This is a genomic window from Agromyces mediolanus, from assembly GCF_014648575.1.
Taxonomy (GTDB): domain Bacteria; phylum Actinomycetota; class Actinomycetes; order Actinomycetales; family Microbacteriaceae; genus Agromyces; species Agromyces mediolanus.
Genome location: NZ_BMRJ01000002.1, coordinates 840,679 through 862,779, shown reverse-complemented (window position 1 = coordinate 862,779; position 22,101 = coordinate 840,679). Strand labels below are relative to the sequence as shown.

At 74.3% G+C, this 22,101-nt stretch carries 20 protein-coding genes; 10 read left to right on the top strand and 10 right to left on the bottom strand.

From position 1 onward, the window contains the following. The 5 genes from IEY71_RS13905 to aceB form a co-directional block, all read right to left on the bottom strand. The coding region (locus IEY71_RS13905; protein WP_189085901.1) for an NAD(P)-dependent oxidoreductase at positions 1 to 815 on the bottom strand (815 nt) is incomplete at its 3' end. A gap of 48 nt (positions 816 to 863) precedes the next feature. Next, positions 864 to 1,655, bottom strand: coding sequence for a hydroxypyruvate isomerase family protein (locus IEY71_RS13900; protein ID WP_189085900.1), 792 nt, complete (start codon positions 1,653 to 1,655; stop codon positions 864 to 866). Positions 1,656 to 1,879: 224 nt separating this feature from the next. Next, positions 1,880 to 2,692 (bottom strand): bifunctional allantoicase/(S)-ureidoglycine aminohydrolase, encoded by an 813-nt coding sequence (locus IEY71_RS13895; protein WP_189085899.1) that lies wholly within the window; start codon positions 2,690 to 2,692, stop codon positions 1,880 to 1,882. Beyond that, on the bottom strand, positions 2,689 to 3,981 hold the full coding sequence (locus tag IEY71_RS13890) for a DUF6986 family protein (protein ID WP_189085898.1): 1,293 nt from the start codon (positions 3,979 to 3,981) through the stop codon (positions 2,689 to 2,691). Before IEY71_RS13890 ends, IEY71_RS13895 begins: the two co-directional genes overlap by 4 nt. Further along, entirely contained in the window at positions 3,981 to 5,582 is a 1,602-nt protein-coding gene (gene aceB, locus IEY71_RS13885; RefSeq protein ID WP_189085897.1) for a malate synthase A, read from the bottom strand. Before aceB ends, IEY71_RS13890 begins: the two co-directional genes overlap by 1 nt. Before the next feature lie 251 nt (positions 5,583 to 5,833). Between aceB and IEY71_RS13880 the strand changes: the two genes are divergently transcribed. The 5 genes from IEY71_RS13880 to IEY71_RS13860 all read left to right on the top strand — a co-directional run bounded on the left by IEY71_RS13880 (position 5,834) and on the right by IEY71_RS13860 (position 12,403). Beyond that, the gene (locus tag IEY71_RS13880) at positions 5,834 to 6,583 is read left to right on the top strand and encodes an IclR family transcriptional regulator (protein ID WP_189085896.1); all 750 of its coding nucleotides are present in this window, start codon (positions 5,834 to 5,836) and stop codon (positions 6,581 to 6,583) included. Positions 6,584 to 6,848: 265 nt separating this feature from the next. After that, positions 6,849 to 8,390: a xanthine dehydrogenase small subunit gene (locus IEY71_RS13875; RefSeq protein ID WP_189085895.1), complete on the top strand. Its 1,542-nt coding sequence runs from the start codon at positions 6,849 to 6,851 to the stop codon at positions 8,388 to 8,390. Continuing rightward, positions 8,387 to 10,774 carry a xanthine dehydrogenase molybdopterin binding subunit gene (xdhB, locus tag IEY71_RS13870; protein WP_189085894.1) on the top strand — a complete coding sequence of 796 codons (2,388 nt, stop codon included), beginning with the start codon at positions 8,387 to 8,389 and terminating at the stop codon, positions 10,772 to 10,774. The genes IEY71_RS13875 and xdhB overlap by 4 nt, the downstream gene beginning before the upstream one ends. Before the next feature lie 10 nt (positions 10,775 to 10,784). Continuing rightward, entirely contained in the window at positions 10,785 to 11,660 is an 876-nt protein-coding gene (gene xdhC, locus IEY71_RS13865) for a xanthine dehydrogenase accessory protein XdhC (protein ID WP_189085893.1), read from the top strand. Then, positions 11,657 to 12,403 (top strand): SDR family oxidoreductase, encoded by a 747-nt coding sequence (locus IEY71_RS13860; protein WP_189085892.1) that lies wholly within the window; start codon positions 11,657 to 11,659, stop codon positions 12,401 to 12,403. Before xdhC ends, IEY71_RS13860 begins: the two co-directional genes overlap by 4 nt. 32 nt (positions 12,404 to 12,435) lie before the next feature. On the opposite strand, the gene IEY71_RS13855 is transcribed toward IEY71_RS13860, so the two are convergent. The 3 genes from IEY71_RS13855 to IEY71_RS13845 all read right to left on the bottom strand — a co-directional run bounded on the left by IEY71_RS13855 (position 12,436) and on the right by IEY71_RS13845 (position 15,787). Then, on the bottom strand, positions 12,436 to 13,575 hold the full coding sequence (locus IEY71_RS13855; protein WP_189085891.1) for an MFS transporter: 1,140 nt from the start codon (positions 13,573 to 13,575) through the stop codon (positions 12,436 to 12,438). 178 nt (positions 13,576 to 13,753) lie between these two features. Next, positions 13,754 to 15,211, bottom strand: a complete 1,458-nt coding sequence (locus IEY71_RS13850) for an NCS2 family permease (RefSeq protein ID WP_189085994.1) — start codon at positions 15,209 to 15,211, stop codon at positions 13,754 to 13,756. 45 nt (positions 15,212 to 15,256) lie between these two features. Continuing rightward, entirely contained in the window at positions 15,257 to 15,787 is a 531-nt protein-coding gene (locus IEY71_RS13845; RefSeq protein WP_189085890.1) for a nucleoside deaminase, read from the bottom strand. Between the two features lie 248 nt (positions 15,788 to 16,035). Here IEY71_RS13845 and IEY71_RS13840 point away from each other — a divergent pair, with 248 nt between their 5' ends. From IEY71_RS13840 to moaA, 5 genes are read left to right on the top strand one after another with little or no spacing between them, the layout of a single operon-like run. Beyond that, positions 16,036 to 16,443 (top strand): TOBE domain-containing protein, encoded by a 408-nt coding sequence (locus tag IEY71_RS13840; protein ID WP_189085889.1) that lies wholly within the window; start codon positions 16,036 to 16,038, stop codon positions 16,441 to 16,443. Continuing rightward, positions 16,440 to 17,315 (top strand): molybdate ABC transporter substrate-binding protein, encoded by an 876-nt coding sequence (gene modA / locus IEY71_RS13835; protein ID WP_308426155.1) that lies wholly within the window; start codon positions 16,440 to 16,442, stop codon positions 17,313 to 17,315. The genes IEY71_RS13840 and modA overlap by 4 nt, the downstream gene beginning before the upstream one ends. After that, positions 17,312 to 18,142, top strand: a complete 831-nt coding sequence (locus IEY71_RS13830; protein ID WP_189085888.1) for an ABC transporter permease — start codon at positions 17,312 to 17,314, stop codon at positions 18,140 to 18,142. The genes modA and IEY71_RS13830 overlap by 4 nt, the downstream gene beginning before the upstream one ends. Next, entirely contained in the window at positions 18,139 to 19,272 is a 1,134-nt protein-coding gene (locus IEY71_RS13825; RefSeq protein WP_189085887.1) for an ABC transporter ATP-binding protein, read from the top strand. The genes IEY71_RS13830 and IEY71_RS13825 overlap by 4 nt, the downstream gene beginning before the upstream one ends. A 50-nt stretch (positions 19,273 to 19,322) precedes the next feature. Then, the gene (moaA, locus tag IEY71_RS13820; protein WP_189085886.1) at positions 19,323 to 20,414 is read left to right on the top strand and encodes a GTP 3',8-cyclase MoaA; all 1,092 of its coding nucleotides are present in this window, start codon (positions 19,323 to 19,325) and stop codon (positions 20,412 to 20,414) included. Between the two features lie 30 nt (positions 20,415 to 20,444). Here moaA and IEY71_RS13815 read toward each other — a convergent pair whose 3' ends face one another. Further along, positions 20,445 to 20,903 (bottom strand): molybdenum cofactor biosynthesis protein MoaE, encoded by a 459-nt coding sequence (locus IEY71_RS13815; RefSeq protein WP_189085885.1) that lies wholly within the window; start codon positions 20,901 to 20,903, stop codon positions 20,445 to 20,447. 41 nt (positions 20,904 to 20,944) lie between these two features. Beyond that, the gene (locus IEY71_RS13810; protein ID WP_189085884.1) at positions 20,945 to 22,093 is read right to left on the bottom strand and encodes a ThiF family adenylyltransferase; all 1,149 of its coding nucleotides are present in this window, start codon (positions 22,091 to 22,093) and stop codon (positions 20,945 to 20,947) included. Between the last annotated feature and the right edge of the window lie 8 nt (positions 22,094 to 22,101).

Below are 22,101 nucleotides of genomic sequence, written 5' to 3'. Positions count from 1 at the left end.
CGGGGGGCGACGGTCGCCTGGACGAGCTGGGCCACGGCGGAGCCGAGCGGGACGGTGATGCCGGCCTGTCGTGCGGCGGCGGTGACGATGCCCAGGTCCTTGTTGTGGAGGGCGAGGCGGAATCCGGGGGCGAAGTCGCGGTCGAGCATCTTGCGCCCCTTCTGGTCGAGGACCTTCGAGCCGGCGAGTCCGCCGCCGAGGACCGTCAACGCGGCGTCGGTGTCGACGCCGAAGGCTTCGAGGAAGACGACCGCCTCGGCGAGCGCCTGGATGTTGACCGCGACGATGAGCTGATTCGCGGCCTTCACGGTCTGGCCGGCGCCGGAGGGGCCGACATGCACGATGGTGCGGCCGACGGCCTCGAGCACCGGGCGGGCGCGCTCGAAGTCCTCGGGCGAGCCGCCGACCATGATCGAGAGCACGCCGTCGATGGCGCCCTGCTCGCCGCCGGAGACGGGGGCGTCGATCGCGCCGAGCCCGGCGGCCGTGGCCTCCTCCGCGAGCTCCTTCGCCACGTCGGGCCGGATGGAGGAGGTGTCGATCCACAGCGCGCCGGCCTTCGCGTTCGCGAACACGCCGTCGTCGCCCCGGACGAGGCCCGCCACGTCGGGCGAGTCGGGCACCATCGTGACGACGACGTCGGCGTCGCGCACGGCCTCCGCGGCGCTGTCGGCGGCGCGGCCGCCCGCCTCGACGAGCGCGTCGACGGGGCCGCGGCTGCGGTTGTACCCGGTGACGTCGAAGCCCGCCTCGACGAGGTTCTTGGCCATGGGCAGGCCCATGATGCCGAGTCCGATGATCGCGATGCTGGTCATGGTGTCGTCCTTCGGGGTCGCGGTGCGTGCGTCGGTGGTGTGGCCGGATCAGGCGTCGGCGGATGCCTCGGCGAGCCAGGCGAAGGCGTCGTCGAGCTGCGCCTTGTACTCGAGGCCGATGGGACCTGCGTAGCCGAGCTCGCGGCTGCGGGCGATCCACCGCTCGAGCGGGAGGGCGCCCGTGCCGGGGGCGCCGCGGCCGGGGTCGTCGGCGATCTGGATGTGCCCGAATCGGGCGGCGTGCGCCTCGATGACCGCGGCGACGTCGTCGCCGTTCACGGCGAGGTGGTAGAAGTCGGCGAGGAGGGCGAGGTTCGAGGCATCCGGCACCCGCGCGATGGCGGCAAGCGCGTCGGCCGCCGTCAGCAGGGGGTAGCGCGGCGCGCCCGAGACGGGCTCGACGAGCACGGTGCCGCCGATGCGCGCGACGCCGGCTGCAGCGACGGCGAGGTTCTCGGCGGCCGTCTCGTCCTGCGCGGCGGGGTCGACGCCGTCGAGCCGGTTGCCGTACAGGGCGTTGAACGCCGTGGTGCCGAGCGCCTCGCCGATCGCGACGACGGCGTCGACGTTGTCGCGGAACTCGGCCTCGCGGCCGGTCCAGGAGACGAGGCCGCGGTCGCCGGCCGGCATGTCGCCGGCGAAGAAGTTCAGCCCGGTGAGCTGCACGCCCGCGTCGCGGATCGCGGCGACGAACGCGTCGGCGTCGCGGTCGGCCGGGACGGCGCCGTCGAACGGCCACCAGAACTCGACCGCGTCGAAACCGGCGGCCTTCGCCGCGGCGGGGCGCTCGAGCAGCGGCAGCTCGGTGAGGAGGATCGAGCAGTTCACCGTGTACGTCATCGTCGCGAGCCCTTCACGTTTCCACTATTCGGAAGAATGCTTTTGCTGTGTGAAAGCGTAGGTGAGGGCTCCCGCGACGTCAACCCCTTCGCGCGCTCATGACGCGCGGACACGACGAAGCGCCCGGCGAAGGGAGTCTGCTTCGCCGGGCGCTCCGGACGCCCCGGCCGGGAGTCACCCGGCGCGGAGCTGGTCCCCGCCGCCCAGAGGGCGCGGGAGTCGGGTCAGGTGAGCCGGATCTGCCGGTTCACGTCCTTGTAGAGCAGATAGCGGAACGGCCCGGGGCCGCCCGCGTAGCAGGCCTGCGGGCAGAACGCCCGCAGCCACATGAAGTCGCCGGCCTCGACCTCGACCCAGTCGTCGTTCAGCCGGTAGACCGCCTTGCCCTCGAGCACGAAGAGCCCGTGCTCCATGACGTGCGTCTCGGCGAAGGGGATCACCCCGCCCGGCTGGAACGTCACGATGTTCACGTGCATGTCGTGCGCGAGGTCGTCGGGGTCGACGAAGCGGGTCGTGGCCCAGGCGCCGTCGGTGTCCGGCATCGGGCGCGGCGCGACATCCTGGTCCCGCGTGACGAAGGAGGCGGGCGCCGGGATGCCGTCGACCGCCTCGTACGCCTTGCGGATCCAGTGGAACGACACGAGCTCGCCGCCCTCGTTCGCGATCGACCACTCGGCGCCCGCGGCGAGGTAGGCGTAGCCGCCCGCGCCGAGCACGTGCCGCTCGCCGGCGAGCGTCAGCGCGAGCTTCCCCGCGGTGACGAAGACGACGCCCTCGACGCCGGCCTCCGGCTCGGGCCGCTCGGCGCCGCCGCCAGGCGCGATCTCGACGATCAACTGCGCGAACGTCGTCGCGAAGCCCGCGATCGGCCGGGCGATGATCCACGAGCGGGTGCCGGTGAAGCCCGGCAGATTGCTCGTGACGATGTCGCGCAGCACGCCCTTCGGGATGACGGTGTACGCCTCCTTCACGACGGCGCGGTCGGTGAGCAGCTCGGACTGGGCCGGCAGCCCGCCCTTCGGCGTGTAGTAGCTCATGCTGAGGCTCCCTGGGTCGACGGGGCGGGGACGGATGCTGCAGCGAGCCGCGGGTGCGCGAGCGCGACCAGGCCCGCCCGCTGCACACCGGCGTCGGCGGCGACCTCCTCGGCGGAGACCGCGCCGCACTCCACCCCGCGCAGCACGAAGTCGGCGAGCGCGCGAGCCGTCGCGGGCTCGTCGAGCACGGCGCCGGGGGTCTGCTCGAGGTAGGCGCGGAGCCGTGCGGCCGCGGCCGGGTAGCCCTCGCGGAAGAAGGCGTAGCTCGCGAGGTACCGCGTCGGCAGCTGGTGCGGGTGCAGGTCCCAGCCCTGGTAGTAGCCGCGCTCCAGCGAGCGCCGCACGAGCCGCGCGTGCAGCGCCCAGGCCTCCGCGGTGCGCTCGCCGATGGGCAGCACGTTCGTGGAGCCGTCGGAGAGGCGGATGCCGGTGCCCGCGACGGCGAGCTGCATGACGCCCTTCGCGAGGTCCGCGGCGGGGTGCTCCATGGACTGGTAGCCGGCCGCGATCTGCAGCGAGGCGCTGTAGTCGTAGGTGCCGTAGTGCAGGCCCGTGATGCGGCCGGGCGCGGCGTGCGGCAGCTGCGCGACCGGCGAGCGGCCGTCGGCGCCGAGCACGAGCTGCGGCGTCTCGACCTGCACCTCGAAGCGGATCCGGCCCTCGGCGAGGCCGTGCACCCGCTCGAGCTCGGCGGCGAGCGCCGCCATCGTCTCGACCTGGGCGACGGTCGTCACCTTCGGCAGGGTGAGCACGAGGCCGTCGGGCAGGCCTCCGCCCTCGACGAGGGCGGTGACGAAGAGGTCGAGGGTGCGGATGCCGCGCGCCCGCGTCGGCCGCTCGAAGCACTTGAAGCGGATGCCGAGGAAGGGCGGCGCCGTGCCGGCGGCGACGGCGTCGAGCACGCGCCGGGCGGCGAGCGCCGCGTCGGCGTCCTCGGCCTCGTCGCCGCGGTCGCCGTAGCCGTCCTCGAAGTCGAGGCGGAGGTCCTCGATGGGCTCCCGCTCGAGCTTGCGGGCGACCCGGGGCGCGAGCTCCGCGGCGAGCGCGGCGTCGAGGCCCGCGACGACGGCGACGGCCTCGAGGCCGCCCGCCTCGTCGGCGGCGGCGAGGGCGGCGACGCCCCACTCCGCCGGGAGCTCGGGGGTGAAGCGGTCGGCCGGCACGTAGACGGTGTGCACGGGCTGCCGGGACCCGTCGTCGCCGGGGTAGCCGCGGTCGAGCAGCTCGTCGGTGGCGGCGAGGCGGCGCTCGGCGTCGGCGAGTGCGGCGGCGCCGAGGGCGGTGCCCATCAGCCCTCCAGGAGTTCGTAGGCGGGCAGGGTGAGGAAGTCGACGAAGCCGTCGTCGAGGCAGAGCTCCTCGACGAGGCGGGCGGCGGGCTCGTAGAAGCGGGCGAAGCGCTCGGCGTCCACCTGCTCGCGGAGCGCGGCGACCTCCTCGGCGAGCACGGTGCGGACGAGCTCGGGCGTGACCCGCCGGCCGGTGTCGGCGAGCTCGACGCCGTTGCGCAGCTGCTGCCACACCTGCGAGCGGGAGATCTCGGCGGTCGCGGCATCCTCCATCAGGTTGTGCAGCGCGACCGCGCCGTCGCCGGAGAGCCAGACCGCCGTGTACGCGACGGCGACCGAGAGGTTCAGCCGGAGCCCGGCCTCGGTGACCCGGCCGGGGGCGGATGCCGCGTCGAGCAGCTGCTCGGCGGTGACCGCGACCTCGGGGCGCTGCCGGTCGAGCTGGTTCGGGCGGGCGCCGAGCACGCCGTCGAACACCTCCCGGCAGACCGGGACGAGGTCGGGGTGGGCGACCCAGGAGCCGTCGAAGCCGTCCTCGGCCTCGCGGGTCTTGTCGGCGCGCACCTTCTCGAAGGCGGCGCGGGTGACCTCGAGGTCGTTGCGGTTCGGCACGAAGGCCGCCATGCCGCCCATGGCGAAGGCGCCGCGGCGGTGGCAGGTCTGCACGAGCAGCTCGGTGTAGGCGCGCATGAACGGGGCCGTCATCGAGACGTCGGCGCGGTCGGGCAGCCCGAAGGCGGGACCGGCGTCGCGGAACACCTTGATGAAGCTGAAGAGGTAGTCCCAGCGGCCGGCGTTCAGGCCGGAGGCGTGCTCGCGGAGCTCGTACAGGATCTCGTCCATCTCGAACGCGGCCGGGATCGTCTCGATGAGCACGGTCGCGCGCACGGTGCCGCGCGGCAGGCCGAGCTGCTCCTGGGCGAAGACGAAGACGTCGTTCCAGAGCCGGGCCTCGAGGTGGGACTCGAGCTTCGGCAGGTAGTAGTAGGGGCCGTGGCCGTTCTCGAGCAGGGGCTTCGCGGTGTGGAAGAAGTGCAGCCCGAAGTCCACGAGCGAACCGCTCGCCCGCTCGCCGTCGATCAGCACGTGCCGCTCGGGGAGGTGCCAGCCGCGCGGGCGGGTGACGACGGTCGGTCGCTCGACGTCGTTGCGCAGGGCGTACTGCTTGCCCTGCGGCGAGGTGTACGCGAGGGTGCCGCGGGCGGCGTCGAGGAGGTTCCGCACGCCGGCGACGACGTTGTGCCAGGTGGGGCTCGCGGCGTCCTCGAGGTCGGCGAGCCAGACCTTGGCGCCGGAGTTCAGCGCGTTGATCGCCATCTTCGGCGGGGCCGCGGGGCCGGTGATCTCGACCCGGCGGTCGAGGAGCGCGGGCGGCGCGGGGGCCACGCGCCACTCGGACTCGCGCACCTCGCGGGTCTCGGGGAGGAAATCGAGCCGCCCGCTCGGCGCGGCCCGCTCGCGTCGTTCGCCGCGGGCCGCGAGCAGCTCCAGCCGGCGCGCCGCGAAGCGGTGGTGCAGCGCCTCGACGAAGGCGAGGGCCTCGGCCGAGAGGATCTCGTCGCCCCCCTCGACGTCGGTGGGGGTGGTGATCTCGATGGTCATGCGGCTGCTGCTCCTTCGCGGCTCGACGCGGTCCGCTCATCATCGCGTATGCACCGAGCGTCCCAAAAGTTTTCGCATTATGGATGTTAATGTTTGCTTTACGGAAACACAAGCCTCCGGCGGCCCTCGCGTCGCCGGAGCCCGCCCCACCACGCCCCGCTCACGGCGGGGCCGTGCGGTATCTTGTGTCCACCCGCGTTTTCCGCGATGCGGATACTCGCCCCCGAGATGCAGAACCGAGGAGCCCCGGCATGGCCGAAGCTGAAGGCGTCAAGTCCGTCGCGCGGGTCTTCGACCTGCTCGAACTCATCGCCGACGCGGGCGGCGACGTCACGCTGAGCGAACTGTCGACGATGGCCGAGCTGCCGCTGCCGACCATCCACCGGCTGCTGCGCACCCTCGTCTCGCTCGGCTACGCCCGCCAGCTCGCGAACCGCCGCTACGCGCTCGGCCCGCGCCTCGTGCGCCTCGGCGAGGTCGCGAACCGCCAGTTCGGGCAGCTCGCCCGGCCCCAGCTGAAGGGCCTCGTCGAACGCCTCGGCGAGACCGCGAACCTCGCCACCCTCGACGGCGACCGCGTCATCTACGTCTCCCAGGCCCCCTCGCCGCACGCCATGCGCATGTTCACCGAGGTCGGCCGCCGCTCGTACCTGCACTCCACCGGCGTCGGCAAGGCCATCCTCGCCGAGCTCGACGACGAGCAGGTGCGCGAGATCGTGGGCCGCACGGGCCTGCCCGCCGAGACCGAGCACTCCATCACCACCCTCGAGGCGCTACTCGCCGACCTCGCCGAGATCCGCGCGCGCGGCTACGCCATCGACGACGGCGAACAGGAGATCGGCGTGCGCTGCTACGCCATGGCCGTGCCCGGCGCACCCGTGCCGACGGCCGTCTCGGTCTCCGGACCGATCGCCCGGGTCGACGAGGACTTCGCCGCCCGGGCCATCCCCGTGCTCCGCGAAGCCGTGCGCGAGATCGGCGCGCTCGCCGCCGCAGCCTGAGCCGCCGCCCGGCTCTCCATCCCTCGACCACCGCCCGGGTGGTCCGTCGGCGACCCCGCACGCACTGCCCCTGCCGGATCGCGCCCGAGTCGCGTAGTATCCATATCCGTTCTGCGAAAACCGGATTCCGGATCGCAAGAACTGCCGGCTCGGCGGGCGGTACCCTGGAGGTGCCTGCCGCTGCGCAGGCGCGGTGCGAGGTGGGGCCACCGGGGCCCCGGTGCCGCAGGCGTCGACGCTGACGCCGGACCCGAGGAGTTTCGACATGGAACACCACGCCGTGACCGTCAACGGGCGCTCCCGCCCGCTCGACGGCGTCCCCGCCCACGCGACCGCCCTCGACTGGCTGCGCGACACCGGCCTCACCGGCAGCAAGGAGGGCTGCGCCGAAGGCGAGTGCGGCGCCTGCGCGATGCTGCTCGCCACCCCGGCCGACGACGGCGGCACCGCCTGGACCGCGGTGAACGCCTGCCTCGTGCCCGTGCACGCCCTCGCCGGCCAGGAGCTCGTCACCGCGGAGGGCCTCGGCTCCCCCGAGGCCCTGCACCCCGTGCAGGAGAAGCTCGCCGAGGCCGGCGGCTCCCAGTGCGGCTACTGCACCCCGGGCTTCGCCTGCAGCATGGCGGGCGAGTTCTACCGGGCGGACCGCGTCGCGCAGGATGCCTCCGCCGAGCCGTGCCCCGTGCACGACGGCGCTCCGAGCGCCGCCGCCCCGAACGACCCCGACAGTGCCGCAGACGCCGAGCACGGGCCGAACGGCTTCGACCTGCACTCCCTGAGCGGCAACCTCTGCCGCTGCACCGGCTACCGGCCGATCCGCGACGCGGCCTACACGCTCGGCTTCCCCGAGGCCGGCGACCCGCTCGCCGAGCGCCGGGAGCGGCCGGCCCCCGTCGCCGTCCCCACCGACTACGCCCACGAGGGCGCCCGCTTCGTGCGCCCCGCCTCGCTCGCCGAGACGCTGGCGATCCTCCGCGACGACTCCGACGCGCTCCTCGTGGCCGGCTCGACCGACTGGGGCGTCGAGGTGAACATCCGCGGCCGCCGCGCGCCGCTCGTCGTCGCCATCGAGCAGCTCGAGGAGCTGCGCACGCTGCACCTCGGCGACGACGTCGTGGAGATCGGCGCGGCGCTGCCGCTCTCGGACGTCGAGCGCCGCCTCGACGGCCGGGTGCCCCTGCTCGCGCAACTCTTCCCGCAGTTCGCCTCCCGGCTGATCCGCAACCGCGGCACCATCGGCGGCAATCTCGGCACCGGCTCGCCCATCGGCGACACCCCGCCGGCCCTCCTCGCGCTCGGCGCCCGCGTCGTGCTGGCGAAGGCGGACGAGGCCGGCGCGCTCGTCGAGCGCCAGGTCGAGCTCGCCGAGTACTTCACCGGCTACCGCCAGACGGTGCGGGAGCCGGGCGAGCTCATCCGGGCCATCCACATCCCGCTGCCGCTCGCCGGACTCACCGCGTTCCACAAGATCGCCAAGCGCCGCTTCGACGACATCTCGAGCGTCGCCGTCGCGTTCGCGCTCGATGTGGACGACGCGGGGACCGTCGCCGCCGCGCGCATCGGCCTCGGCGGCGTCGCCGCCACGCCGCTCCGCGCCTACGAGGCCGAGCAGGCGCTCGTCGGCAAGCCCTGGGACCTCGGCACCGTGCGCGCCGCCTCCGCGGTGCTGCGCGAGACCGGCACGCCGATGAGCGACCATCGGGCGAGCGCCGACTACCGCAGCGCGATGCTCGGCACCGCCCTCCTGAAGCTGTACGCCGCCTCCCGCGGCTCCAGTCGCGGCATCCGGACGGAGGTCCCGGCATGAGCGCCCTCGCCGACCGCCCCGCCGACCCGGTCGTCGGGCTCCGCGCCGCGCACGAGAGCGCGGCGCTGCACGTCACCGGCGCGGCGATGTACACCGACGACCTCGCCGCCCGCGACCACGGCGTGCTCACGGCCTGGCCGGTGCAGTCGACGAACGCGCACGCGCGCGTCACGGTCGACGTCTCGGCCGCCGCCGAAGTGCCCGGCGTCGTGCGCGTGCTCACCGCTGCCGACGTGCCCGGCCTGAACGACGCGGGCATCAAGCACGACGAGCCGCTGTTCCCGAGCGAGGCGATGTTCCTCGGGCACGCCCTCGTCTGGGTGCTCGGCGAGACGCCCGAGGCCGCCCGCCTCGGCGCCGCCGCCGTGCGGGTCGAGTACGAGCCGCTGCCCTCGCTCATCACGGTGCGCGACGCCATCGAGGCGGAGTCGTACCAGGGCATCGCCCGCACGGTCGCCCGCGGCGACGCGGCCGCCGCCCTCGCCGAGGCCCCGCGCGTCTTCTCGGGGGTCACCGAGTTCGGCGGCCAGGAGCACTTCTACTTGGAGACGCAGGCCTCCTACGCGATCCGCGACTCCGAGGGCCAGTACTTCGTGCAGTGCTCGACGCAGCACCCCTCCGAGACGCAGGAGATCGTCGCGCACGTGCTCGGCGTGCCCTCGAACGAGGTCACCGTGCAGCAGCTGCGCATGGGCGGCGGCTTCGGCGGCAAGGAGATGCAGCCGCACGGACTCGCCGCGATCGCCGCGCTCGGCGCGAAGCTCACCGGCCGGCCGGTGCGGCTGCGGCTGAACCGCACCCAGGACCTCACGATGACCGGCAAGCGCCACCCCTTCCACATCGAGTGGCGGGCGGGCTTCAGCGAGGACGGCTTCATCCAGGCGCTCGAGGCCACCCTCACGGCCGACGGCGGCTGGAGCCTCGACCTCTCCGAGCCGGTGCTCGGGCGCGCGCTCTGCCACCTCGACAACGCCTACTGGATCCCGAACGTGCACGCGCACGGCCGCATCGCGAAGACGAACAAGACCTCGCAGACCGCGTTCCGCGGCTTCGGCGGCCCGCAGGGCGTCTTCCTCATCGAGGACATCCTGGGCCGGGTCGCCCCCGAGCTCGGCATCGAGCCGGCGACGCTCCGCGAGCAGAACTTCTACCGGCCGGGCCAGGCCACCCCGTACGGGCAGACGGTGAAGGACGCCGAGCGGATGCCCCGCATCTGGAGCGAGCTCAAGGCCGAGAGCGACTTCGACGCCCGGCGCGCCGGGATCGCCGCGTTCAACGCCGCCCACGAGGACCGCAAGCGGGCGCTCGCGATCACGCCGATCAAGTTCGGCATCTCGTTCAACTTCGCGGCGTTCAACCAGGCGGGCGCGCTCGTGCACGTCTACAAGGACGGCTCGGTGCTGATCAACCACGGCGGAACCGAGATGGGCCAGGGCCTGCACACGAAGATGCTGCAGGTCGCCGCGACGGCGCTCGGCCTCGAGCTGCACCAGGTGCGGCTCGCGCCCACCCGCACCGACAAGGTGCCGAACACCTCCGCGACCGCGGCGAGCTCCGGCGCCGACCTGAACGGCGGCGCGGTGAAGAACGCGTGCGAGCAGATCCGCGAGCGGATGGCGAAGGTCGCCGGGCGCCTCCTCGGCGTCGACGAACGCGACGTGCGCTTCTCGGGCGGCGTCGTCACCGGCCTCGGCAACCGCGAGCAGCGGCTGAGCTTCGCCGAGGTCGCCGAGGCGGCGTACCTGCAGCGGGTGCAGCTCTGGGCGGCCGGCTACTACCGCACCGAGGGGCTGCACTGGAACCCCGACGTCATGCAGGGCTCGCCGTTCAAGTACTTCGCCTACGGTGCGGCCGCGAGCGAGGTCGAGGTCGACGCCTTCACGGGCGCCTACCGGGTGCGACGGGTCGACATCGTGCACGATGTGGGCGACTCGCTCTCGCCCATGCTCGACATCGGGCAGATCGAGGGGGCCTACGTGCAGGGCGTCGGCTGGCTGACGCTCGAGGAACTGCGCTGGGACGAGAGCGACGGCCCCGCGCGCGGGCGGCTGCTCACCCAGTCCGCGTCGACGTACAAGCTGCCGAGCTTCTCGGAGATGCCCGAGGTGTTCAACGTGCGGCTCTTCGAGGACGCCCGCGAGGAGGGTGCCGTCTACGGCTCGAAGGCCGTCGGCGAGCCACCCTTCATGCTCGCCTTCAGCGCCCGGGAGGCGCTGCGCGAGGCCGTCGCCGCCTTCGGCCCCGGCGGCCGGGCGGTCGAGCTTGCCTCGCCCGCGACGCCGGAGGCCGTGTTCTGGGCGGTCGAGGCGGCGCGGGCGGCCGGCGCACCCGCCGCGGCCGTCGCGCAGACGGATGCCTCGCGCGAGCTCGTCGGCGCGGACTGACGGGACCCGGATGGACTGGCTCGACGCGCTGCAGCGGCTCCGTGAGGCGCGGACACCCGCGGTCATCGTCACCATGGCGATGGTCCGCGGGCACGCGCCCCGCAACGGCGGCGCGAAGATGGTCGTCTCCGCCGACGGGCTCTTCGGCACCGTCGGCGGCGGCAACCTCGAGGCGACGGCCGTGCGCCGTGCGCGGGAGCTCCTCGCCGCGGGCGCGGCCGAGCCGGAGCTGCTCACGCTGACCCTGAGCGACAAGGCGAACGCGGAGTACGGCGTGCAGTGCTGCGGAGGAGAGGTCACGATGCTCTTGGAACCCGTGCGCACGGTGCCCGCGGTCGCCGTCTTCGGCGTCGGCCACGTCGGCCTCGAGCTCGCCCGCGTGCTGGCGAGGCATCCGCTCGAACTCCACCTCGTCGACTCCCGCCCGCAGATGCTCGCCGCCGAGCGGCTCGGCGAACCGGGCCGCAGCGGCCCCCTCGGCGACGCCGTGGCCGAGGTCCGGGTGCACCACGCGCCCGTGCCCGAGGCGGAGCTCGCCGAGCTGCCGCCCGGCGCGCACGTCCTCGTCATGACCCACGATCACGTCGAGGACCTCGCGATCGTCGAGACCGCGCTGCGGACGCCCGGTATCGGCTCGATCGGGCTCATCGGCTCGCGCTCCAAGTGGGCGCGGTTCCGCGGCAAGCTGCACGAGCTCGGCCACGACGACACGGCGCTCGCGCGGGTGACCACGCCGATCGGCATCGACGGCATCGGCTCGAAGCTGCCCGCCGCGATCGCCGTGAGCGTCGCCGCGCGGATGCTGCAACTCATCGAGGCGGCGGAGGGCTCGGACGACACGGCGTCGACGGACGCGGCCGAGGCGGCCGGGGAGCGCGCCGAGTGAGCGCCGGCCGCTCGGCCCTCGTCACCGGCGCGGGCAGCGGCATCGGCCGTGCCTGCGCCCGCGCGCTGCTCGGGGCGGGCTGGAACGTCACGCTCGCCGGGCGCCGCCGGGCGCCGCTCGAAGAGACCGCCGCCGGCTCCGGGACGGCGCTCGTCGTCCCCGCCGACGTCACCGAGCCCGGCGACGTCGAGCGGCTCTTCGCCCGGCACGACGAGCGCTTCGGCCGGCTGGACCTGCTCTTCAACAACGCGGGGACGTTCGGCCCGAGCGCCGACGTCGGCGGGCTCGACGAGACCGAATGGGCGGCGACCCTCGCGGTGAACGTGACGGCGGCGGTGCGCTGCGCGGGGGCCGCGTTCCGCCGGATGGCGGCGCAGCATCCTCCCGGCGGTCGCATCGTGAACAACGGCTCCGTCTCGGCGCAGGTGCCCCGGCCCCGCTCGGCCGCCTACACGACCACGAAGCACGCGATCGCGGGGCTCTCGAAGTCGATCGAGCTCGACGGCCGGGCGCACGGCATCACCTGCACCGAGCTCGACCTGGGCAACGCCCGCACCGAGCTCGTCGACGGCCTCGTCGGCGACGGGGCCCTCCAGGCCGACGGCCGCCGCCTCGTCGAGCCGACGATGGCCGCCGACGACGTCGCCCGGCTCGTGCTCGCCCTCGCCGAGCTGCCGCTCTCGGTGAGCGTGCCGCAGCTCACGGCGACCGCGGCGGGCATGCCGTTCATCGGCCGCGGCTGAGCGCGCCGGCGCCGGCGCCGAGGCATCCGCCGTCAGCTCAGCCGGCGCCCCCGCATGATCGCGAGCGGGAGCGTCGCGAGCGACAGAGCCGCCGCGCAGAGGAACGCGACCGGGAACGAGAAGCCCGCCGCGATCGTGCCGACGAGCACGGCGCCGAAGCCGGTGCCCGCGTCGAAGCCGATGTTCCACACCATGCTCGCGAGCAGGGTGTCGCGCGGGCCGACGGCGGCGAACGCCTCGCCCAGCGTGAGGTTCTGCAGTCCCCCGTAGCCGAGGCCGACGAGGGCGGCGCCGACGAGCAGGGCCCAGTCCGCCGGTGCCGTGGCGTCCACCACGCCCCACGCGGTGATCGCGAGGCCCGCGGTGGTGGCGAGCACGAGCGGCCAGAGCAGCGGCCGGGCGCCGAATCGGTCGGCCGGCCCGCCGATGAGCCAGCGCGAGAGCGCCGCGAGGCCCGTGAGCAGCAGCAGCGCGGCGGCCGCGAGCAGCTGGTCGCCGGCGAGCTGGGGCAGGAAGGTGATCAGCGCGCCGCCCGCCACGGTGACGGCGAGCAGCAGCGCGACCGGGCGGAACAGCACGGCGGCCGCCGCGAGCGGGCCGTGCGAGGCGTGCGCGTGCTCGGCCGGGTGCGGCGGCTTGGCGGCGAGGTGCTTGGCGAGGCGGAGCGCGGCGGGGATGCCGAGCACCGGCAGTGCGGCGACGACGAACACCGGGGCGTAGCCGAGGTGCTCCGCCACCCAGGGCGCGAGCGGGAGCAGCACGAGCTGGGGTCCGGCGATCGCGAGCCCCCAGGCGCCGATGGCCCGGCCGCGACGGGCCGGCTCGATGAGCTCGGGCACGGCGCTGCCGCCGGCCACCGTGAGCACGGCGAAGCCGAGGCCGCGCACCGCGGACCAGGCGAGGATGACGGGCAGCTCGCTCGAGGCGAGCATCGCCGGGGCGGGCAGGCCGAGCAGCAGCAGGCCCACCACGAGCACGGGCGCCCAGCCGAAGCGGCGCAGTGCCGCCGGCACCATCGTCTGCCCGGCCACGGTCGCGAGCATCAGCACGCCCGTGACGAGCCCGGCGCCGGCCACATCGGCGCCGCCCGCGACCGCCCACAGCGGGGCGACCGGCATGAGCACGGCGAAGCCGGAGAAGCCCAGGGCCGTCATCGTGATGAGCGCGGGCATCCCGGGCGCCCGCCACACCGATCCTGCGCCCGGTCCGTTCGTCGTCAAATCCTCTTCACCGTTCCCTTCCGATCCATCCCACCACGACAGCGGGGCGTGTGACGGCGGCGTGCGCTGCGCGGCGGACGCGAGCGCGCCCCGGCCGGGAGTGCCGGCCGGGGCGCGTCGAACGTCGGGCTCAGCCCGCGATGAGGCTCTCGATCGGCCCGCGCACGAAGTAGAGCGCGAAGCCGGCCGCGACGACCCACATCAGCCAGTGCACCTTGCGCGCCCGGCCGGACGCCGCGTTCACGAGCGCCCAGGAGATGAAACCGACGCCGATGCCGTTCGCGATCGAGTAGGTGAGCGGCATCGTCACGATCGTGAGGAAGGCCGGCAGGGCGACCGCGAACTTGTCGAACTTGATCTCGCGGATCTGCCCCATCATCATCGCGCCGACCACGACGAGCGCGGCCGAGCCGACCTCGATCGGCACGACGAGGGTGAGCGGCGTCAGGAACATGGAGAGCAGGAACAGCAGCCCCACCACGACCGAGGCGAGCCCGGTGCGCGCGCCCTCGCCGATGCCCGAGGCGCTGTCGACGTAGACGGTGTTCGAGGAGGTCGAGGTCGCGCCGCCCGCGATGGCGCCGGCGCCCTCGACGATGAAGGCGGCCCGCAGCCGCGGGAAGGTGCCGTCCTTGTGGGCGAGCCCGGCGTTCTTCGCGAGGCCCGTCATCGTGCCCATGGCGTCGAAGAAGTTCGAGAACACGAGCGTGAAGACGAGCATCGTCGCCGAGAGCGCGCCGATCCGGCCGAAGGCGCCGAACACGTCGAACTGCCCGACGAGCCCGAAGTCGGGCACCGTGAATAGGGCGGTGGGCAGCTCGGGGATGGTCATGTGCCAGCCGTTCGGGTCCTCGAAGGAGGGGCCGAGCTTCAGCAGCGCCTGGGCGATGATCGCGACGATGGTGGTCACCACGATGCCGATCAGGATGCCGCCCGGCACCCGGCGCGCGACGAGGATGCCGATCAGCACGAGGCCGAGCAGGAAGATGAGCGTCGGCACCGAGGTGATCGAGCCGGCGTCGCCGAGCTGCACGGGCGGGCCGCCGGGCGTGCGGTTCACGAAGCCCGAGTCGACGAAGCCGATGAAGGCGATGAACAGGCCGATGCCGACCGTGATCGCTGCCTTCAGCGCCTGCGGCACGGCGCGGAAGATCGCGGTCCGCGCGCCGGTGGCGCCGAGCAGCACGATGATCACGCCGTTGATGACGACGAGGCCCATCGCCTCCGGCCAGGTGACCTGCCCCACGACGGAGACCGCGAGGAAGGAGTTGATGCCGAGGCCGGCCGCGATGGCGAAGGGCAGCCGGGCGAAGACGCCGAAGAGGATCGTCATGAGGCCGGCGGTGAGGCCCGTCGCCGCGCCGACCTGGGCGGCGTCGAGCGCGTTGCCGGCGACGTCCTCCGAGCCGCCGAGGATGAGCGGGTTCAGGATGACGATGTAGGCCATCGTCACGAAGGTGACGATGCCGCCGCGGATCTCGCGCCCGAAGGTGGAGCCGCGGCGGGTGATCTCGAAGAAGCGGTCGATCGCGTTCTTCGGCTCGCCGTCGACCGTGGTCGTCGCGCCCGTGGGCAGCGGGTCGGGGATCGGCGTGGCGGTGCTGTCGGTGTGCTGGGTCACGTTCGGCTCCGCTCAGTACTCGATGCGGGTGGCGGTGTGCTGCCACTCGGTGAAGGGGGCGACCCGCTCGGCGGGCGGCAGCTCGATGTCGGCGACCGGCATGACGGCGCGGTCGGCGTCGTCGCCCTCGAAGTAGCGGTAGAAGACGGCGTCGTCGAAGCCGGCGTCGGCCGCGTCGTGGCGGCTCGCCGCGAAGTAGACGCGGTCGATGCGCGCCCACAGCGAGGAGGCGAGGCACATCGGGCAGGGCTCGCAGCTCGTGTAGAGCACGGCGCCGGAGAGGTCGAAGTCGCCGATGCCCTGGCAGGCGGCGCGGATGGCGGAGACCTCCGCGTGCGCGGTGGGATCGAGGTTCGCGGTGACCCGGTTGACGCCCTCGAAGACGCGGCCGTCGGCGGTGACGACGATGGCGCCGAACGGGCCGCCGGAGCGGCGCACGTTCTCGGTCGCGAGCGCGACGGCTCGGGCGAGGTACTGGGCGGGCGTCGGCGCGGCGCCCTGGGGGCCCGTGTCTGCCGGAGTGGTGGTACCGAGCGATTCCATGAAAAGCATCCTTGCTCTCGGAGTCCGACCGGTCGGCTCGGCCAGCGGCGCGGGTTCGGCGCCGTCGTGATCGTCGTCGATCCGTTCGGGTCTGCTGGGCTTTGGCACCGGGCGGCTTCGTGGCGGGCCCGGCGACTGGTCGAGGCTAACAGCCACCCCTGCCCCGGTCTACACGTTTTTGGAAGTTTGATTCTGAAATACGGAAAACTTGATTGCATATCCGCAGATACGGAACTATGGTCACTGTTATGGCGCAATATCGGATCAGTGAGGCCGCCGATCTCCTCGGCGTGAGCGACGACACCGTTCGGCGATGGGTGCAGGACGGCCTGCTGAGCGTCTCGAAGGACGACGCCGGCCGCCAGGTCGTGCCCGGTCGCGAGCTCGCCGCGAGGGCGCAGGCCGTCGCGGCGACCATCACCGACCGGTCCCATGTGCGCCGCAGCGCCCGCAACCGCTTCGTCGGTCTCGTCACCAAGGTCGAGATCGCCGGGCTCATGGCCCAGGTCGAGCTGCAGTGCGGCCCCAACCGGGTCGTCTCCCTCATGTCGGCCGAGGCCGCCCGCGAGATGGAGCTCGAGATCGGTTCGCGCGGCGTGGCCGTGGTCAAGGCGACCACGGTCATCATCGAGACGGAAGAGGATCCCTCGTCGTGACCCTGCAGCACCGCACGTCCCGTAGCACCCGCAGCACCCTCCCCGCCCGCCGCTCGCGCCTCGCTCGAGCCGGCGTCGCCGTCGCCGCGGCGGCCCTCCTCGCCGGCTGCGCGAGCGGCGCCCCGACCGCCGCGAGCCCGACCGCGAGTGCGGGGGCCGGGGAGCAGGCGCTCACGGGCGAGCTCACGATCTACGCGGCCGCCTCGCTGAGCGGCGCCTTCGACGAGCTCGCCGCGCAGTTCGAGGCCGAGCACCCCGGCCTCGACGTCGTGCCCATCACCTACGACGGCTCCTCCGTGCTCGCCACGCAGCTCATCGAGGGCGCGCCCGCCGACGTCTTCGCCTCGGCCGACGAGAAGAACATGACGAAGGTGCTCGACGCCGGCCTCGCCGAGTCCGCCGACGACTTCGCCACCAACGTGCTCCAGATCGCGGTCGCCCCCGGCAACCCGCTCGGCGTGGACGGCCTCGACGCCCTCGCCGACGGCGCCACGACGACGGCCGACGGCCGCCCCGCGACGGTCGTGCTCTGCGCGCCCGAGGTGCCCTGCGGCGCCGCCTCGCAGACGCTCATCCAGGCCGCCGGCCTCACGCTGACCCCCGCGAGCGAGGAGCAGAACGTCACCGCTGTGCTCACCAAGGTGAAGTCCGGCGAGGCCGACGCGGGGCTCGTCTACGTGACCGACGTCGAGGCCGCGGGCGACGCGGTCGAGGGCGTGCGGATCGCGAACGCCGCCGACGCCACCAACGTCTACCCGCTCACCGCACTCACCGCCGCACCCAACCCGGAGGCGGCCGCCGCCTTCGTCGCCTTCGTCACCTCGAAGGCCGGGCAGCAGGTGCTCGCCTCCTTCGGCTTCGGAGCGCCGTGACCCGAGTCGCGCACGCGCCCCGCGACGGCACCGCCGCCGCGGGGCGCTTCCCCGGCTGGCTCTACCTGCCGGCCGGCCTCGGCGCCGCCGTGCTGCTGCTGCCGCTCGCGGCGCTGCTCGTGCGGCTCGACTGGGCGGGTGTGCCGGCCGCCATCACCTCCCCCGCGGCGCTGCAAGCGCTCGGGCTCTCCCTCGCGACCGCGAGCTGGGCGACGCTCGCGTGCATCGTGCTCGGCGTTCCGCTCGCCCTCGTGATCGCCAGGAGCCGGCCCGGAGTTGCCGCGGCGCTCCGCACCCTCGTGACGCTCCCCCTCGTGCTGCCGCCGCTCGTCGGCGGCATCGCCCTGCTCGCCCTCCTCGGCCGCACCGGGCTCTTCGGCGAGGTGCTCGCCGTCTGGGGCATCCGCATCCCCTTCACGACCGCCGCCGTCGTCATCGCCCAGGTCTTCGTCGCCCTGCCCTTCCTCGTGATCTCCGTCGAGGGCGCGCTGCGCACCGCAGGCACCCGCTTCGAGGGCGTCGCCGCCGGCCTCGGCGCCGGCCGCTTCACCGTCTTCCGCCGGATCACCCTGCCGCTCGTCGCCCCCGGCCTCCTCGCCGGCGCCGTGCTCTGCTTCGCCCGGGCGCTCGGCGAGTTCGGCGCGACCGCGCTGTTCGCGGGCAACGCCGCCGGCACGACGCGAACGATGCCGCTCGCGATCTACACCGCCTTCAACGGCGCCGGGGTCAGCGAGGACACCGCGATCGCGCTGTCGCTCATGCTCATCGCCGTGGCGATCGCGGTGCTCGTGCTGATGCGCGGCTGGCGAGCGGACGCCCCGCGATGAGCGCCGCACCGGAGCGGCGGACGGATGCCTCGGACCGGCCGGCCGCCGGCACCGGACTCGTCGCCGAGCTCGAGGTCGAGCGGGGCGGCTTCCGGCTCGACGCCGCTGTCGCGGTCGGCCCCGACGAGGTGCTCGCCGTGCTCGGGCCGAACGGTTCCGGCAAGTCGACGCTGCTCGGCGCGATCGCGGGGCACGTGCCCCTCGACCGGGGCGAGGTCCGCATCGGCGGCCGCCTCCTCGGCGGCGCCGGCGCGCGCGAGGTCCCGCTCGCGGCTCGCCGCGTCGGCCTGCTCGGCCAGCAGGCGCTGCTGTTCCCGCACCTCAGCGCGCTCGAGAACGTCGCCTTCGGACCGCGGGCGCAGGGCGCCGGCCGCCGGGAGTCGCGCGCCGAGGCCGCCGCCTGGCTCGAGCGAGTCGGCCTCGCCGGCTTCGAGCGCCGCCGGCCGGCCGAGCTCTCCGGCGGGCAGCAGCAGCGCGTCGCGCTCGCCCGCACGCTCGCGGCGAAGCCGGCGGCGCTGCTCCTCGACGAGCCGTTCGCGGCGCTCGACGTCGAGGCGGCGGCGGGCATGCGGCGGCTCGTCCGCGAGCATCGGGCGGCCCTCGGCATCCCCATGCTGCTCGTCACCCACGACCCGCTCGACGCGCTCGTGCTCGCCGGACGTGCGGCGATCCTCCAGGCCGGCCGCCTCGTCGACGAGGGGCCGATCGCGCGCGTGCTCGGGCACCCCCGCACGCCGTTCATCGCCGCCCTCGCCGGGGTGGACCTCGTCGAGGGCGTCGCGCTCGACGCGGCGACGGTGCGGGCGAGCGACGGCCTCGTGCTGCGCGCGGCGGAGCCGGCCGGGCTCGTGCCCGGCGCGCGCGCCTCCGCCGTGTTCGCGCCCGGCGCGGTGCACGTCGCGCCGGGCGCGGCTGCTGCGACGGGCGGGGACGCCGAAGCGAACCACTGGTCCGGCACCGTCGCGAGCCTCGAACCCACGGGCGGCGGCGTGCGCATCGTCACCGCCGAACACCCCGGTGTCGCCGTCGACGTGCCGACCGCCGCGGCCGTCGCGCTCGACCTCGAAGCGGGCGCGGCCCTCGCCTTCCGGATCGAGGCCGCCGACGTGTCGCTGCGCCCGCTCGACTGACGGCGCCCTCCCGGGGCGGTGTTACGGTAGACGCCCACGAGGGGGTGACGATGACGATCACGACGCCGGCGCGAGCCGGGAGGGGCGGAGCCAGGCGGCTGCCGGCCTCCGGCGAGCTGCCCGATCGGCTCGGCCGCCCCATGCGGGACCTGCGCATCTCGATCACCGATCGCTGCAACTTCCGCTGCGTCTACTGCATGCCGAAGGCCGTGTTCGGCCGCGACTACGCCTTCCTCGACCGCGACGAGCTGCTGAGCTTCGACGAGATCGTGCGGATCGCCCGGGTGGCCGCCGCGCACGGCGTCGAGAAGCTGCGGCTCACCGGCGGCGAGCCGCTGCTGCGCCGCGGCGTCGAGGAGCTCGTGGCCCGGCTCGCCGAGCTGCGCACCCCCGACGGGCGTCCGCTCGAGCTCGCCCTCACCACGAACGGCGCCGCCCTCGCGGTGAAGGCCCGGGCCCTCCGGGACGCCGGGCTCACCCGGGTCACCGTCTCGCTGGACTCGCTCGACGACGCCAAGTTCCAGGAGATGAACGACGTGCGCTTCCCGGTGGCGCGGGTGCTCGCCGGCATCGACGCCGCGCACGAGGCGGGGCTCGGCCCGATCAAGCTGAACATGGTCGTCAAGCGCGGGCTGAACGACGACGAGGTGGTCGCCATGGCCCGGCACTTCAAGGGCACGCCCTACACGCTGCGCTTCATCGAGTACATGGACGTCGGCACCTCGAACGGCTGGGACCTCGCCGAGGTCGTCCCCTCCGCCGAGATCGTGGAGCGCATCGGCGCCGAGCTGCCGCTCGTGCCCATCGGGCGTTCCGCCCCCGGCGAGACCGCGGCGCGCTGGCGCTACGCCGACGGCGAGGGCGAGATCGGCGTCATCTCGAGCGTGACGAACGCGTTCTGCGGCACCTGCAACCGCGCCAGGATCTCGACCGAGGGCCGGCTCTTCACCTGCCTCTTCGCGAGCGAGGGCCACGACCTGCGGGCGATCCTCCGCGGCGGCGCCGACGACGCCGAGCTCGCCCGGGCCATGGCGGCGATCTGGGGTGCGCGCGACGACCGCTACTCCGAACTGCGGGCGACGCTCACCCCCGAGCTGCGGGCCGCCCGGCCGAAGATCGAGATGAGCTACATCGGCGGCTGAGGCGGCGGCGCCCCGATCGCCGGGGCGCTGCTAGAGGCCGACCCACTCCGAGACGCCGTCGTCGAAGTGCTGCCGCTTCCAGATCGGCACCTCCTGCTTCACCAGCTCGACGAGCCGCTCGCACGCGTCGAAGGCCTGCGCCCGGTGTCCGGCGCCGGCCGCCGCGACGAGCGCGACGTCGCCGATCGCGAGATCGCCGACGCGGTGGGCCGCGGCGACCGCGAAGCCCGTCTCCTCGCGAATGCGGCGCACGCAGTCGGCGAGGAAGCGCTCGGCCTCGGGGTGGCCGCGGTAGTCGAGGGCCCGCACGGCCCGCCCGCCGTCGTGGTCGCGCACGACGCCGTGGAACACGACGACCGCGCCCGAGGCGTCGTGCTCGACCGCCCGGCGCACCGCGTCCGCGTCGAGCGGGTCCTCGGAGACGACGGCGTAGAGCTCGGTGAGGTCGGGCACGGTGGGGTCGGGCTCGGTGGGCTCGGATCGGGGCATCGCTGGCTCGCTTCCGCTGCGGTTCATCGGGTCGGAGTGGGTCATCGGCTGAGGTACTCCGCGCCGAGCGCGGCGAAGCGGTCGAGGCCGCCGTCGAGCGAGACGACGTCGGCGTGCCCGCGGGCGGTGAGCGCCGCGGCGGCCCTGGCCGAGCGCATGCCGAGCTCGCAGTACACGACGAGCGGGCCCGGCGCGGCCGCGGGCTCCGCGCCGCCGAGCAGTTCCCCGAGCGGCACGAGCTCGCTGCCGGCGATCCGCCGCAGTTCGGCTTCGCCGGGCTCGCGCACGTCGAGCAGGCGCAGCGCCTCGCCGGCGCGCAGCCGGCGCAGGAGCTCCGCGGCCGAGATCGCCGCGGCCGCGGCATCCGCGGATGCCTCGCGAGGAGGCAGCCCGCAGAAGCGCTCGTAGTCGACGAGCCCCGTGATCTCGGCGGCGTCGGGGTCGGCCCCGTAGGCGATCTCGCGGCTGCGCCCGCTCAGCGCGTCGTAGCTCAGCACCCGTCCGAGCAGCGGCTCGCCGATCCCCGTGACGAGCTTCACGACCTCGCTCGCGAGCATCGCGCCGATCGTGAGGCAGAGCGTGGGCAGCACGCCGCCGAGCTCGCAGGAGGGCACCTCGCCGGGCGCGGGCGGCGTCGGGAACAGATCGCGGTAGCCCGGCCCGTGGTCCCGCCAGGCGACGCCGAGCTGGCCCTGGAAGCGCAGGATCGCGCCCCACACGAGCGGCACCCCCGCGAGGTGCGCGGCGTCGTTCGCGAGGTAGCGGGTGGGGAAGTTGTCACTGCCGTCGACGACGAGGTCGTAGTCGGCGAGGATGCCGGGCAGGTTCGCCGCCGTCAGCCGCACCCGGTGCCGCACCACCCGGCACTCCGGGTCGATCGCCGCGACCGTGTCGGCGAGCGAGTCGACCTTCGGGCGGCCGAGGTCGGCGACGCCGTGGCTGAGCTGCCTCGGCAGGTTGCTGAGCTCGACGTCGTCGTCGTCGGCGATGCCGATCGTGCCGATGCCCGACCCGGCGAGCGCGGGCACGACGGCGCTGCCGAGGCCGCCGGCGCCGATCACGAGCACGCGGGCGGCGGCGAGCCGGCGTTGCGCGTCCTCGCCGTAGCCGGGCAGCATGAGCTGACGGCTGTGCCGGCTCACGCGCTCGGCGCTGAGCGGCGCGCCTGGCGCGACGAGCGGCTGGGTCATCCGGTCAG

Bases quoted from the DNA above. Each gene is read 5' to 3' on its own strand.
- IEY71_RS13890 (WP_189085898.1), bottom strand. From the start codon at position 3,981: ATGGGCACCGCCCTCGGCGCCGCCGCACTCGCCGACGCCGAGCGCCGC.
- moaA (WP_189085886.1), top strand. From the start codon at position 19,323: ATGACGATCACGACGCCGGCGCGAGCCGGGAGGGGCGGAGCCAGGCGG.
- IEY71_RS13875 (WP_189085895.1), top strand. From the start codon at position 6,849: ATGGAACACCACGCCGTGACCGTCAACGGGCGCTCCCGCCCGCTCGAC.
- IEY71_RS13810 (WP_189085884.1), bottom strand. From the start codon at position 22,093: ATGACCCAGCCGCTCGTCGCGCCAGGCGCGCCGCTCAGCGCCGAGCGC.
- IEY71_RS13895 (WP_189085899.1), bottom strand. From the start codon at position 2,692: ATGAGCTACTACACGCCGAAGGGCGGGCTGCCGGCCCAGTCCGAGCTG.
- IEY71_RS13825 (WP_189085887.1), top strand. From the start codon at position 18,139: ATGAGCGCCGCACCGGAGCGGCGGACGGATGCCTCGGACCGGCCGGCC.
- IEY71_RS13900 (WP_189085900.1), bottom strand. From the start codon at position 1,655: ATGACGTACACGGTGAACTGCTCGATCCTCCTCACCGAGCTGCCGCTG.
- aceB (WP_189085897.1), bottom strand. From the start codon at position 5,582: ATGACCATCGAGATCACCACCCCCACCGACGTCGAGGGGGGCGACGAG.
- IEY71_RS13880 (WP_189085896.1), top strand. From the start codon at position 5,834: ATGGCCGAAGCTGAAGGCGTCAAGTCCGTCGCGCGGGTCTTCGACCTG.
- xdhB (WP_189085894.1), top strand. From the start codon at position 8,387: ATGAGCGCCCTCGCCGACCGCCCCGCCGACCCGGTCGTCGGGCTCCGC.
- IEY71_RS13845 (WP_189085890.1), bottom strand. From the start codon at position 15,787: ATGGAATCGCTCGGTACCACCACTCCGGCAGACACGGGCCCCCAGGGC.
- IEY71_RS13855 (WP_189085891.1), bottom strand. From the start codon at position 13,575: ATGCCCGCGCTCATCACGATGACGGCCCTGGGCTTCTCCGGCTTCGCC.
- xdhC (WP_189085893.1), top strand. From the start codon at position 10,785: ATGGACTGGCTCGACGCGCTGCAGCGGCTCCGTGAGGCGCGGACACCC.
- IEY71_RS13815 (WP_189085885.1), bottom strand. From the start codon at position 20,903: ATGCCCCGATCCGAGCCCACCGAGCCCGACCCCACCGTGCCCGACCTC.
- IEY71_RS13840 (WP_189085889.1), top strand. From the start codon at position 16,036: ATGGCGCAATATCGGATCAGTGAGGCCGCCGATCTCCTCGGCGTGAGC.